The following is a 12,984-nucleotide window of genomic DNA, read 5'->3' on the forward strand; positions in this document are numbered from 1 at the left end:
ATCTAAATCTTGATTCAAAATTACGACTTTTCACACAAAAAAGCCTACCCTCTTAAAAAAGGAGTAGGCTTTATTAGGCACGCAAAGAACCTTTAGTTCTTCGGTGCAATATTCATTAACTTCATAAACTCGTCGAGTTTCGGCATTATGATAATCTCTGTACGTCGGTTTTCAGCACGTCCTGAAACCGAGGCGTTGGTTGTTTTAGGATTGTACTCACTACGTCCACCTGCCGTCATACGACTTGGATCTACACCAAACTCATTTTGGAGAATTTTCGCAATGGAAGTTCCACGAAGGGCCGATAAATCCCAATTGTCTCTAGGAAGGTTCATTGAGTTTAAAGGAACGTTGTCTGTATTCCCTTCAATTAATACCGAGTACGTATCGTAATCGTTTACGACTGCAGCCACTTTTCCTAAAACTTCACGAGCTTCGGGAAGTACTTGGTAATCTCCTGTATTGTATAGCATTTTGTCTGAAAGGGAAATCATAACCACGCCTTTCAGAACTTTAACCTGTACATCTTGATCCGCAATGTTATCCAGAGAACGTTTTAACTTATTCGAGAGAGCAAGATTTAAACTATCGTTTTTCGCATTGCTTGAAATAAGTTGTTTTATGTACTGGTTAGAGGAATTAATTTGACCAATTAAATTGTCAATATTTTGTGAACCTTTTCCTGCATTGGAAAGACAGGCATCGAGAGAAGATTTAAGTGCATCTTGCTGACCTTTTAGTAAATTATTTTCACTATCAAGTTGCAGATTTTTAGCTTCGAGTTCCTTGTTGTGGCGCTGACTTTGAGTTAGCTGCTCAGAGGCTTGTTGGTAGTTTGTATTGAGTTCATCGTACTGCTTTCTACTAATACAGCTGCCTAAGATAAGAGCCACCATACCAAGGCTTAACCATTTAAATACTTTCATACTGTTTTTCGTTTTAATTAACTTAATAAGAGCAAATCTACAAATTCGTAAACGAAAGAAATCCTATCTTTGTCCTGTTTAACGGACTTTATGAGTTATTTAACAAATCCTTTAACAGTTTCTCTTTTTGAGAAGTCCCTACTCACATTAGTTCCTAATTTGAAGGCTCAACGCTTTTTATTGGCGGTGAGTGGTGGGGTGGACTCGATGGTTTTAAGCAGCCTTTGTCTAAGGGCAGGACTTCAGTTTGAAATCGCTCATGTGAACTATCATTTAAGAGAGGAGCAGTCAGAACGGGACCAAATCCTTGTAGAAGAGTTCTGCAAAACCCACCAGATCCCCTTTCACTTTTACTCGGTGGGACCAAAGGACCAAAAACCAGAGGGCTCCATTCAATTGTGGGCGCGAACACTGCGTTATGATTTTTTCAAAAAAGTGCAAAAGGAAAGGAACCTACCGCTGCTTATGACCGCGCATCACATTGAGGATCAGCTTGAAACTTTTTTAATCAACCTCTCTAGGGGCAGTGGATTAAAGGGACTGAGTGGAATACCTAAAAACCAGAATGGAATTTTAAGACCTTTATTGTCCTTTTCAAAAGACCAAATCTATGAGTTCGCTGAGCATAACAAGGTTGCCTACCGCGAAGACCAAAGCAATCAATCCGACCATTATCTACGAAATCGCATTCGTCACCACATTATTCCTCCTTTAAAGGATACCAATGAAAATTTCCTCGGGAATTTTCATAAAAGCCTTGAAATCATTGAACTAGCACAAGAATACCTTCGAGAAGAAGGGGAGCAATTTTTAGCCCAACACGGATCCTATAGTAGCTCAGGAGCACTTCAATCCCTTGACCTGCAAGCGTTAGTCGAGAAACCAGAAGCCTTGCAATACGAAGTTTTGAAATCGATCGGTTTTTCTAGCAAAGAGGAAATGCAAAAACTCTTTAGTAGCAAGTCTGGAAGTATGTTTTCTCTGGGCTCACAGCATGCAATCTTGAACCGAACAGAATTGCATTTAACGAAAAACCCTGCTATTCTTGAAACCGATGAACAGGAATTTCAAATTACCGATTCAAAGGGAAAGATTTCCTTTCCTTCTCATCTAAAAAGCGAATTTGAATCTTTTGGAGCTTTAAAATGGCAATTTAAGGCCGATGAAATTGAGCTTCCTCTTAAAATTCGACATAAAAAAACAGGTGATTTTTTCTACCCTATAGGCATGATAGGCAAAAAGAAAATCTCAAAGTTTTTTAAGGACGAAAAATTATCTATTTTAGCAAAATCTAAAATTTGGATTTTATGCGATGCGCGAAATCAAATTTTAGGCGTCTTACCCTTCAGACAAGATCGCCGCTTTAGCGCGGAAAACCATCATCATAACGTTTATTCATTTTTGATAGAAAGTGAACATTAAATCCACAACACTACCACAATGCAATTAAAAACTTGGTTAACGCTTGTACTAACCTTTCTTTTAACAGCCGTTTCAGGACAAATTAAAGATCCTGTCCATTTAAAATTTAACATTGAATCTGTTGGCGACAACCTCTACGAAGCTACGCTAGATGCCACGTTAGAACCGAACTGGCACATTTATTCAAAAGATCTTCCTCCGGACTCCGGCATTCCCACGGAACTTATCGTTTCTTCGCCACAAGGCATTGAACTCGTGGGAGGGGTAAAGGAAGTCGGTAAAAAATTTGATGAATATTCCGAAGCCTTTGGAACTCAAATCGTATACTATTCCAACAAAGCGCTGTTCAAACAGAAGTTCAAACTTAAAAACCCGAGCAAGTCGGCCACGATTGTCGCGGAATTCACATACCAAACTTGTGACGACCGAGTTTGCTTAGCGCCTAATACTGTCGAGTTTGAAAAGAAACTACAGCCCTCCACTTCTGATGCGATCTCAGCACAAGAGCCCGAATCTACAATGCTAGCTGAGGCCCAAAGCGATAGTTTAGTGCAAAATCAAGGGGTGGTTACTTCTGCGGTTCCTTCGAGTAGCACCGCTTCCCTAGTGGATCCCACAAATTTAAAAATAAGCACTTTAGATTATAAAAATCCGTTAACGAATTGTGGAAATGCAATAAAAAGTTATTCCGAGAACTATTGGACCTATTTGCTCCTTGGTTTCATTGGGGGAATGATCGCACTTCTTACCCCATGCGTATTTCCAATGATCCCTCTGACCGTTTCTTTCTTCACAAAAGGAGCGAAAAGCAAAGCGAAAGGCAGAAGAGACGCAGGCATTTACGGTTTTTTTATATTTTTGATTTTCATCCTTTTAAGTGTACCATTTCACTTAGTGGACGGAATTGCAGGTAATATTTTCAATCAAATATCCACCTCGGTCTGGCTTAACTTGACCTTCTTCGTGATTTTCATGGTTTTTGCCTTTAGCTTTTTTGGGTATTTTGAAATTATGCTTCCTAGTTCCATTGCCAATAAATCCTCCCAAGCAGAAGAAACAGGCGGGTTTATAGGGATTTTCTTTATGGCCCTAACGCTTGTGATTGTTTCCTTTTCTTGTACGGGTCCTATTTTAGGCTCCTTGTTAGGAAGTGCCGTCACAGGCTCCTCCGATGTCCCCATGCTGCTTACATTCGCCTTAGGAGGCTTTGGTTTGGCTTGGGCTATTGTCTTTGGACTTCTGGCTCTTTTCCCACAAGCACTTCAAAGCCTTCCAAAATCAGGAGGATGGATGAACACAGTAAAAGTGGTTTTAGGATTCATCGAAGTAGGACTTGCTTTAAAGTTCCTTTCGAAAGCCGATTTGGTTTCTAAAACCTTCCTTTTGAAAAGAGAATTGTTTATCGTTCTGTGGATCCTAATTACCCTTGCCCTCGTGCTGTATCTATTTGGTAAGATTCGATTCCCGCACGATGACAAGAACCCAAAAATATCCCTTGGACGAAAACTATTTGGAGTACTTGGAATCGGATTTTTGATTTATCTCGTTCAAGGCCTAATTCCTGCGGAACGACCAAAACTGCAAATGCTTTCTGGTATCCTTCCTCCATTAAATGTGAGTTACTTACATAAAGAAGGTGATGGAATTCTAGGCATGCACCCTGCGCATGATTACTTTGAAGCAATCCAGTTAGCGAAGGAGCAAAACAAACCTATTCTTATCGATTTCACTGGGTATGGCTGTGAAAACTGCCGTAAAATGGAAGAATTCGTTTGGACTGAGCCCGACATTCTTCCTATTCTACAAAACGAGGTTGTGTTAGCTTCCCTCTACATTGATGACAAAGAAGAGCTTCCTTTAGAGCAGCAAACCCGAATTGACATGGGAGGTGGAAAAATGAAGAAAATAAAAACCATTGGGGATCGGTGGAGTTTATTTCAACAGATTAACTTCAATAACAATTCACAGCCTCATTATGTGATGGTCACCCCAGAGGGCGAAGTAATTAACCATCCTATCTCTGGCTATATGCCAAAAGAGGATTTCAAAAAATTCTTGGAATGCGGTGTCCAATATTTCAAGCAAAATAAATAAACTGGCAAAAAAAAGAGTACTATCATTTAGTGCTCTTTTTTTTATCTTTGAAAAAAAAGATGAAAAATAGAGTCCCTGTCTTTTTTGCTGTTGCCCTACTACTTGTGGCCTGCGAAAAGAAAAACACGATGTCCCCCATAGAGGTAGAAAACCAACGCATTGACTCCCTAAATATCGAGCGCCAAAAACTGAATGAGCAAATAGAGGCGCGCAATAAACAGAACCAATTTCCACAGCTTAACTCGGAGGCTACCCTATCCTTTCAAAGCGATGAGGCAAACTTCAAAGGCCCTATCAAGCTTGAAAATGTGGGTAGAGATCGGTACAAAGTCTCGGGGATCATCACTCAGGGCAAACAAAGCCTCAAGATTACTGGGGAGCTTCAAAAGGTTTCCGCTAAATATATAAATTTCGAAGGGGAAATTAGCCAAACCTTTCCCAATTCATCCTACCTAAGAAATAAGAAAATGACTTTTGCTAAGGAAGGCAAACAAAATTATTATCGTTTACAAGACAAAGTCGGTGGCCAGGGTTTTGTAGAGTATATTGATATTCACTTTTAAAACTAAACTTCGTATGCTACATTTCACTCAACATGGGGAGGGTCCTCAAACTCTAGTCTTGCTCCATGGGTTCATGGAAAGCACTGCGATTTGGCAACTTATGTCCCCCTTTTTAAGCAAGGAATTCACAGTCGTAAGTATCGATTTACCGGGTCATGGCGATTCTCAGCCTCTGCACGAAGTAAACTTTATGGACAAGATGGCTAAGGACGTGATGGAAGTCCTGATTCATTTGCAAAGGAAACGGGTACACCTCCTTGGGCATTCGATGGGTGGATACGCAGCACTTGCCTTTGCGGAACTCTACCCTCAATCCTTAAAAAGCTTAACCCTTTTCTTTTCCAGTTATTTTGAAGACAGTGAAGACAAAAAAGACCAACGTGCAAGAAGTCTAAGAATTATTTCAGAAAACTTCAAATCCTACGCAAATGCAGGGATACCACCCTTGTTTAGCCAGTTTGAATTAAAGGCTTTATCGGGTCCTATCCAACTCGCAAAAGAGGTGGCGCTCGCCACTCCTGTAGAGGGAGTTCTCGCTAGCGTAAAAGGAATGATGGAGCGTCCTAATCGGAAAGCTGTAATCGAAGAATTAGATTGTAAAATCATGTTTGTTCTTGGCCGACACGATCAGGCGATTGAGTCCGATAAACTCTATAAGGACCTCCCTCAAAAGGCCAATATCAAAGCCTATGTTTTAGATTGCGGACATAACGGTCACTTAGAGATTCCTGAGGTTTGTGCGCAGGTCATAAATCATGAACTTTTAACCAATACCGCTATCGCCCCATGATTCGGAGACGATTAAATTCTTGAATTTTTCAATGGTCTTTTGAATGGTTTCATCATATCTTCCGCCTGCCGCATTGATGTGACCTCCACCACTAAAATGAGCACGTGCAAATTTGTTCACATCCACATCATCTTTCGATCGGAATGAAATCTTAATGAAGTCTTCGTACAGATCTTCCATGAAAAACACCGCCATTCTCGATCCTAGAATACTTAACCCATAGTTTACAAATCCTTCGGTATCCCCTTTCTCAAACCCATACGATTTCAATTCCTCACGGGTCAAGTATAAAATGGCAACTTGTCCATCTTTTACCATCTCCAATCTTCCCAACACGAGCGACAGAAGTTTTAAACGAGATACCGAATTGGTGTCCCAGGTCTGACTGGAAATCAAGGATGGATCTGCACCGTGGTCTATTAAATCAGCAACGATTCGGTGGGTGGTTGCGCTCGTTGAGCGGAAACGAAACCCTCCTGTATCCGTCATAATCCCGCAATAGAGACACTGTGCAGCCTCGACTTGAATCAAGCTTTCCTGCTCCAAGGCCTCAATAAAATGGTAAATCATTTGCGAGGTGGCTGGCACCTTCGTATCTGAATACACAAAATCAAATTCATCCGGTTGCTGGTGATGATCAATTAAAATTTTCACTCCTTTTGCTCTGTCAAGCCAAGGGCCCACAAGATTGCCTAATCGATGTGAAGCATTGAAATCAAGAATAAACAAAACGTCTGCCTCCGCCACAAGATCCCATGCTTTTTTGCGTTTGTAATCCGCAATGGTTATCTTTTTCGCCTCCGGCATCCATTTCAAAAACTTAGGGAAATCATTCGGTACAATCACCTCAGATTCAATTCCACGAGCTCGTAAATAATGCTTAAGCCCTAAGGAAGAACCGATGGCATCGCCATCTGGATTGTAGTGCGTTAAAATCACGATTTTCCTTTCGGGAGTTAGTAAAGTATGAATATCGAGAAGCTCGGAGGGTGTAAACATAGACTAGGTTTTTTGCAAAGGTAACATTTTCTTAATTCTAAATTTAAGGGAAGCAAGGCAAGAAAAAGAGCCTATTATTCGTTTCGTGCTCCCGAGCTCTCTCTCCCCAGTGCCTGGTTAGAATTCTTTTCTTTTTTCAAATAAAGTTTGTAGGGTATAAAATAATTTGTATTTTTGCATTCTGAAAATCAAGAGATAGTTTTACACTAAAGATATTAGAAATGAGCAAAAGAACATTCCAACCATCAGAAAGAAAGAAAAGAAACAAGCACGGTTTCAGAGAAAGAATGTCTACTCCAAACGGTAGAAGAGTTTTAGCTGCAAGAAGAGCTAAAGGTAGAAAGAGCTTGAGCGTTAGCTCGGTTCGTGCTAAAAGATAATTCTTTTACGATTCACATACTTATGCTTGAAAAAGAAATTTTTCAGGCATTTTTTGTTGTTAATTTTTCCTAAAAACTAGAGTAAATTTAGAAGTTTTCTCTATTTTTGACGAGCTAAGTTTACCAACCTCAGCCCCAATAATAAAATGCCACACAGTAACCTATCCGGAGACAATATTATTAGTCTAAGACGTGCAAGAATTGCACAAAAGAGTTTTACCGTTTTAAGCGACGTCAACCTGAACATTAAAAAAGGAAGATTCTGCTACCTAATTGGAAAAACAGGATCTGGAAAAAGCTCCCTTTTAAAGACTCTGTATGGACATATTCCATTGCAACAAGGCCAAGGCAATGTGGCGGGTTACAACTTGGAAGAACTGAAAACTTCCCAAATCCCGGATTTAAGAAGAAAGTTAGGGATCGTATTCCAAGATTTTCAATTGCTCCCAGATCGAACAGTAGAGAAAAATTTGAAATTTGTTCTTGAAGCTACGGGCTGGAAAGAAAGCAGTGCTATTCAAGACCGAATTGACGAGGTCTTAAGCAGTGTGGGAATGAAAAGCAAAAAGCATAAAATGCCCCACGAACTTTCGGGTGGTGAACAACAGCGTGTTGCCATTGCCAGAGCCCTTCTTAACCATCCTCAGCTAATTCTTGCTGACGAACCCACGGGAAACTTAGACCCTGAGACATCTAATGAAATCATGACGCTTCTTAAGCGCGTCGCAATGGAAAACAATTCTGCTGTGGTTATGGCCACTCACGACTACCACATGATTCAAAATTTCCCAGGCGAAGCAATCAAATGCGAAGATGGAGAAGTAAGTGTGATGGACACTACGGAACTATTTGAAGCCTAACGCTCAAGGTTTTTCGTTATTAAGGCCATTCTTTCGAATTAAAAAGCTGTTTTAGTTTCGATCAAATAAGTGAAACTCTTTTGTGAGCTCCAGGTACTCCTTTGAAAAAACGCGTGGCTTTTCTTCGACGGTTAAATTTCCCTTGATGAGATTTTGTTTTTGAAATTTAAATTCGAGAACGACCCTTACAATAGGACCGCCAGATACTCCTTGAATCGAAATCATTCGCACTAAGTGCAGACCTGCCAGCGTAGCAGACTCAGTGAAATCGGTAGTGAATTGACTTGGAATCACCACACCAAAGGTTCCACTAGGAGACAGATGCCTTCTGACACCTTCTATTAATTCTGGAAAATTAAGATGTACAGTTTGTCGTGCAACTCTGTCCTTGATTGAGTCATTAGGTGAAAAATAAGGCGGATTTGAGACAATCAAATCGTACAGCGTCTCCTTAGATAATTCTTTGAAATCCTTGTGCTGGACGCTTAATCGCGCGGAGAAATTCGAAGCTTCAAAATTCTCTTTTGCGAGAAGTGCTGCCTTCGGATCTATATCGATACCCACTATTTTCAATGCATAATTACGCTGCGCAAGCATTAGTGAAATAAGACCAGTACCTACGCCTACTTCCAGGGCATTTTCACTCTGGGCAACACTCACTAATGCTCCAAGTAACACCCCGTCTGTCCCCACTCGAAAAACCTCACGCGACTGTTTAATCTCAAACTTTTGAAAACGGAAAGACTTCATTAAAGATTCGTAGGTAAAGTCACAATAAAACGGCTAAACTTTCCAAGCTCTGATTTCACATGGATCTCACCCTTATATTCCTCCACCATTTTCCGGACCATGGTTAAACCTAGACCCATCCCTGAATTTTTAGAAGTGAAGTTCGGTTCGAATATTCGGTCAAACATTTCCTGTGGAATCCCTACTCCGTTGTCCTCAACGGAAATGGTGATACGCTTTTGAATTTGTTCCAAATCTACATTAATAATGGAACGTCTTTCATCGTCAGCAGCTTGCCTCGCATTGGTGATTAAATTCGTTACGATTCGATTTAAATAGATTCTATCCATTTTCACTTGAATATCCTCGCGATTGGCATGGACGAAAACATTATCGTCATTAAAGATTCGTATAATGCTATGAATCTCTTTGTTAAGACTAAACACCTCATCGTGCTTATCCGGCAATTGCGCAAATTGTGAGAAAGCAGAGGCGACGGTAGCGACCAAATCAATTTGTTCTACCACCGAATCGCTCATTCGCGCTACTTTCTCCACGATATCTGGATCACTAGGATCAAATTTGCGACGAAAATTCTGAATGGTAAGCTTCATCGGTGTAAGAGGATTTTTCACTTCATGAGCCACTTGCTTTGCCATTTCTCGCCAAGCTCTTTCCTTCTCGGTAAAAGAAAGTCGTTCCTTTTGCTCTTGAATTTTAAGAATCATTTTGTTGTACGATTTTACAAGAGAACTTAATTCGTCATTTTTATAATATCGAATCGGCTTCAGATCTTTTTCAAAAAGCGTAAGCTTGTTGATCAGTCCTGAAAATTTGGTTAACGCATTGGTTAAATTCTTTGAAATTCCCCAACTGAGCCACAACGATAAAAGAATAATAAAAATATTAACAAGTAAAATATACTTCGCATACTTGTACATTACATTTAAATAAGCAGAATCGCTATGGTAATAAGGGAAATAAACAATCCCTATAGGCTCTAATGTATTGTTCTTAAGTATCATATAAGACGACACGACATTCGCCTTGATTCGGTTGTCAAAAGTGGTGAAATCCACACGTCTATCTGCCGCCAGCACGTCATTTAAAATAGACAGAGGCAGACGCTCATTTTTGACGCGTTCACTGTCTTTATTGGAAACAAGGTATCGTCCCTTAAGATCGTAAATGATTATGTCCGCTTTATTGATATCTGAGATCTCATAGATTTTGTTGCTCAATACTCGAGGTAAATCTTCAGAAAATAACTGCTGATGACTTACCGCGTAGTCCAGCGAAGCCATCAGGGCATCCGATTTTGCTTGTTGCTCTGTCAGATTCTGCTCAATCGCATTGTTTTTCAACAGAACAAAGGAAAGGATGGATGAGGCGAAGCTACTCATCAAACAAACGATCATAAAGCCCCAAAAAACTCGATTTCGTAAACTATATCCTTTGTATTTACTTAATGGCATTCTGTCTTGAAATTAATTTAGTCACGTATTTTCCAATGATATCAAATTCAAGATTAACCTTTTGTCCAACCTTTAATGCATGCATGTTTGTAAACTCCCACGTATAAGGAATTAGAGCTACAGAAAACTCAGAATCCATGCTTCGAGCTACGGTCAGACTTATTCCATTCACTGTGATAGAGCCTTGCGCCACGGTTAGAAATCCAAAGGATTCATCATACCCAATCCGCACCAAATAACTACCCTCCACATCCTCTATTCCTAAAACGGTTCCGGTTTGATCCACGTGACCTTGCACTATATGCCCATCAAGACGTCCCCCTAATACAGTACAACGTTCTAAATTCACCTGCGAGCCCAATTCCCACTCTCCTAACTTGGTTTTCATAAGAGTTTCCTCAATCGCATTCACGACATAGCGGTCTTCCTCAATGGCTACTACGGTTAGGCAACAACCGTCATGTGCCACGCTTTGATCTACCTTTAACTCCCTTGTAAAAGGGGAGCTCAGAGTGAAATCCACGTTGCGCCCATTGCTTTGAATTTTCTCCACTCGACCAAGACCTTCAATTATTCCCGTGAACATATCGTACTTTTTGTTAATTTTGTATCTTTCAAATTCTTTTCAAAGATAATAATAAACTATGAGTTCTAAATATCCAAAAGTGCGAGTCGGTATATCGGTAGGCGATTTTAATGGGATTGGCCCCGAAATTATCATGAAAACTTTAAATGATAAAAACATCACCGAATTTTTCACTCCGGTCATTTTTGCCTCAGGAAAGCTTTTCACGTATCAGAAAAACATTTTCAAGCTTCAAGTCAATTTCAATTACATCACGGAAGCCTCCCAGGCACAGGAAGGCAAATTAAATATGGTAAACCTATGGAAGGACAACGTGAACGTCCAGCTAGGCACCCCCACCGATGAATCTACAAAAATGGCCATTGACTCCTTGGAGGCAGCAACTCACGCCTTGAAAGAAGGAGATATTGATGTTCTTGTTACAGCTCCTATAAATAAGGACGAAATGATTAAGCACGGTTTCGCCTATGCGGGTCACACTCCGTACCTAGAAGCACAAATGGACAAAAAAGGTCTAATGTTCCTGGTGACGGAAGATCTAAAGGTGGCCGTTTCCACTCATCACATCCCCCTGTCGGAGGTGGCTCAAAAACTATCCAAAGAGGTACTAAAAAAGCAAATTCGTATTTTGAACCAATGTTTAATTGAGGACTACCAAATACAAAAACCCAAGATTGCAGTACTCGGACTAAACCCACACGCGGGTGACGGTGGCACCATTGGGTCTGAAGAAATAGAAATCATTCAACCTGCGATTAACGAAATGTTCGAGAATGGAATCTTAACCTTTGGTCCCTTTCCTGCAGACAGTTATTTTCAGCCTGAAAAATACAAACACTACGATGCCGTCTTAGCAATGTATCACGATCAAGGACTTGCTCCTTTCAAAACCATTGCCTACGAAACGGGTGTTAATTACACGGCCGGACTTCCTTTCATTCGAACTTCACCAGACCATGGAGTCGCTTACGACATTGCGGGGCAAGGCATTGCGGATGAACGTAGCTTCACTGAAGCCGTTTTCACCGCCGTAAAACTCTTCAAGAACAGAAATGAATATAACGACCTCATGTCGAACCGATTAAAACCGAGAAGCACAAATAAGGACCATGGAATCGACGAAGATGTTCCTAGTCACTAATCCTTGCAAAGGCAGTAAAAAGGCGGGTTACAGCGCAGACAAATTAATAAATTCGAAGCCCTCGGTCTCAAAAAGAGTATTTGCCACCAAATATATTTGCTAAATCAAAAAAAATGCATATTTTTGCAACCTCATTTTATGGACAAATTTAGAAACTACGAAGTAGTCTTTTCCGGACTGAAAAACGGAAAACATAAGTTCCAATTTGAGATAGATCAATCGTTCTTTGAACTACATGAAGCGGAACAAGAGTTTACTGATCCAAGATTAGTAGCAGAAATCCTAATGGAAAAGCACACCACTTTTCTTGAATTTTGGATCGAAGTCCACGGACCAGTCGCCTTAGAGTGCGACATAACAGGCGAAATATTCGACTACGAAATCAACCCTGAGTTGAAATTACTAGTGAATTTCGGTGAGACCTACGACGATAGCAACGAGGAAGTCATTACGATTCCATCGAGCGACCACGCCTTTAATATGGCGCAAATCTTATACGAGATGGTCGTGCTTTCGATTCCAATGAAGAAAATCTCTCCTTCGATTGCGCAGGAAGATTGGGAGCTTGTCGAGCGTTATGCATTGTTTGGTGAAGAAGAAGCGAAAGAATCAGAGCAGAAGGAAACAGAAGAAAGTGAGCCGGAAGAAGTAGACCCTAGATGGGCAGCGCTCAAAAAATTGAAAGACAAAAATTAAAAATAAATATTTTAAATAGATGAGATGAGATACGATAATCCTCTCTCATCACTCATCAATTAAAAAATAATTAGAAATGGCACATCCAAAAAGAAGACAATCCAGCACAAGAAGAGACAAGAGAAGAACCCATTATAAAGCAGTCGTTCCTCAATTGGCGAAAGACGCAACCACGGGTGAAATGCACTTATACCACAGAGCACACTGGCATGAAGGGAAGCTTTACTACAGAGGTAAAGTGGTAATGGAAAAAGAAACCGAAACTACAGAAGAAAACTAGTCGCTAAACCGATAGTTCTTCAATTTTATACAAAAACCACTCA

General features: G+C 40.4%; 14 protein-coding genes. 9 read left to right on the forward strand and 5 right to left on the reverse strand.

The features are described 5' to 3' along the window. Positions 1-92: 92 nt before the first annotated feature. Positions 93-926 carry an OmpA family protein gene (locus tag ACX3PZ_RS01590; protein WP_459084755.1) on the reverse strand — a complete coding sequence of 278 codons (834 nt, stop codon included), beginning with the start codon at positions 924-926 and terminating at the stop codon, positions 93-95. A 90-nt stretch (positions 927-1,016) separates the two neighbouring features. On the opposite strand from ACX3PZ_RS01590, the gene tilS reads away from it, so the two are divergent. From tilS to ACX3PZ_RS01610, 4 genes are read left to right on the forward strand one after another with little or no spacing between them, the layout of a single operon-like run. Beyond that, complete coding sequence (gene tilS / locus ACX3PZ_RS01595) at positions 1,017-2,348, forward strand: tRNA lysidine(34) synthetase TilS (protein ID WP_459084756.1); 1,332 nt, start codon at positions 1,017-1,019, stop codon at positions 2,346-2,348. An 18-nt stretch (positions 2,349-2,366) separates the two neighbouring features. Next, on the forward strand, positions 2,367-4,442 hold the full coding sequence (locus ACX3PZ_RS01600) for a protein-disulfide reductase DsbD family protein (protein WP_459111847.1): 2,076 nt from the start codon (positions 2,367-2,369) through the stop codon (positions 4,440-4,442). 59 nt (positions 4,443-4,501) lie between these two features. Beyond that, positions 4,502-5,005 (forward strand): hypothetical protein, encoded by a 504-nt coding sequence (locus ACX3PZ_RS01605; RefSeq protein WP_459111848.1) that lies wholly within the window; start codon positions 4,502-4,504, stop codon positions 5,003-5,005. Between the two features lie 13 nt (positions 5,006-5,018). After that, positions 5,019-5,795 carry an alpha/beta fold hydrolase gene (locus ACX3PZ_RS01610; RefSeq protein WP_459111849.1) on the forward strand — a complete coding sequence of 259 codons (777 nt, stop codon included), beginning with the start codon at positions 5,019-5,021 and terminating at the stop codon, positions 5,793-5,795. On the opposite strand, the gene ACX3PZ_RS01615 is transcribed toward ACX3PZ_RS01610, so the two are convergent. Beyond that, positions 5,769-6,794: a DHH family phosphoesterase gene (locus ACX3PZ_RS01615; RefSeq protein WP_459084760.1), complete on the reverse strand. Its 1,026-nt coding sequence runs from the start codon at positions 6,792-6,794 to the stop codon at positions 5,769-5,771. The two genes, ACX3PZ_RS01610 and ACX3PZ_RS01615, sit on opposite strands and share 27 nt — an antisense overlap. A gap of 221 nt (positions 6,795-7,015) precedes the next feature. On the opposite strand from ACX3PZ_RS01615, the gene rpmH reads away from it, so the two are divergent. Both rpmH and ACX3PZ_RS01625 read left to right on the forward strand, forming a co-directional pair. Beyond that, entirely contained in the window at positions 7,016-7,174 is a 159-nt protein-coding gene (gene rpmH / locus ACX3PZ_RS01620) for a 50S ribosomal protein L34 (protein ID WP_459084761.1), read from the forward strand. Positions 7,175-7,320: 146 nt separating this feature from the next. Next, complete coding sequence (locus tag ACX3PZ_RS01625; RefSeq protein ID WP_459084762.1) at positions 7,321-8,034, forward strand: cell division ATP-binding protein FtsE; 714 nt, start codon at positions 7,321-7,323, stop codon at positions 8,032-8,034. A gap of 51 nt (positions 8,035-8,085) precedes the next feature. Here ACX3PZ_RS01625 and ACX3PZ_RS01630 read toward each other — a convergent pair whose 3' ends face one another. Genes ACX3PZ_RS01630 through ACX3PZ_RS01640 form a run of 3 tightly spaced genes read right to left on the reverse strand, consistent with a single transcriptional unit; the run spans position 8,086 to position 10,824 of the window. Continuing rightward, positions 8,086-8,784, reverse strand: a complete 699-nt coding sequence (locus ACX3PZ_RS01630) for a tRNA1(Val) (adenine(37)-N6)-methyltransferase (RefSeq protein WP_459084763.1) — start codon at positions 8,782-8,784, stop codon at positions 8,086-8,088. Beyond that, entirely contained in the window at positions 8,784-10,238 is a 1,455-nt protein-coding gene (locus ACX3PZ_RS01635; RefSeq protein WP_459084764.1) for a sensor histidine kinase, read from the reverse strand. The genes ACX3PZ_RS01630 and ACX3PZ_RS01635 overlap by 1 nt, the downstream gene beginning before the upstream one ends. After that, positions 10,225-10,824, reverse strand: a complete 600-nt coding sequence (locus tag ACX3PZ_RS01640) for a riboflavin synthase (RefSeq protein ID WP_459084765.1) — start codon at positions 10,822-10,824, stop codon at positions 10,225-10,227. Before ACX3PZ_RS01640 ends, ACX3PZ_RS01635 begins: the two co-directional genes overlap by 14 nt. Positions 10,825-10,882: 58 nt before the next feature. On the opposite strand from ACX3PZ_RS01640, the gene pdxA reads away from it, so the two are divergent. The 3 genes from pdxA (at position 10,883) to rpmF (ending at position 12,941) form a co-directional block, all read left to right on the forward strand. Continuing rightward, positions 10,883-11,965, forward strand: a complete 1,083-nt coding sequence (pdxA, locus tag ACX3PZ_RS01645; RefSeq protein ID WP_459084766.1) for a 4-hydroxythreonine-4-phosphate dehydrogenase PdxA — start codon at positions 10,883-10,885, stop codon at positions 11,963-11,965. Between the two features lie 138 nt (positions 11,966-12,103). Continuing rightward, positions 12,104-12,661, forward strand: coding sequence for a YceD family protein (locus tag ACX3PZ_RS01650; protein ID WP_459084767.1), 558 nt, complete (start codon positions 12,104-12,106; stop codon positions 12,659-12,661). 76 nt (positions 12,662-12,737) lie between these two features. Next, complete coding sequence (gene rpmF, locus ACX3PZ_RS01655) at positions 12,738-12,941, forward strand: 50S ribosomal protein L32 (protein ID WP_459084768.1); 204 nt, start codon at positions 12,738-12,740, stop codon at positions 12,939-12,941. The last annotated feature ends 43 nt before the right edge of the window (positions 12,942-12,984 follow it).

The sequence above is a fragment of the Chryseobacterium sp. A321 genome, from assembly GCF_054489265.1.